Raw genomic sequence first — 328 nt, forward strand, 5'->3', positions numbered from 1 at the left:
TGGCTCCGCACCGGCGCTCGGCCAGACCGTCAGGGTCGACGGCGTCGTACTGCAGGTACGGGCGCTGATGCCCGACCCGCCCCCCAACACCAGTCAGCAATATGAAGCATTGGTCAGCACCAGCAGCAGCGCGTGGCCTGAGCGCGAAACTGCGATCAGCGAATGGGGACGCGGCACAGTCTACATGAAGCTCAAGCCCGGCGCATCGATGGCGGCATTGACCGCACTGCTGCAGGATGTCAGCGAAAAATCGCCTTTCAATCAACGCATGAAAAATGGATCGTTTGGCAAAGCCCTGAACGGCCGCAACGTGGCCGATATCAGCCTG

The 328-nt window shown here is 61.3% G+C and carries 1 protein-coding gene; it reads left to right on the forward strand.

The features are described 5' to 3' along the window. A partial coding sequence (locus tag ACO0LB_RS20730; protein ID WP_423052607.1) for an ABC transporter permease occupies nt 1-328 on the forward strand: 328 nt, incomplete at both ends.

Source organism: Undibacterium sp. SXout7W (assembly GCF_049339385.1).
Lineage (GTDB): Bacteria > Pseudomonadota > Gammaproteobacteria > Burkholderiales > Burkholderiaceae_D > Undibacterium.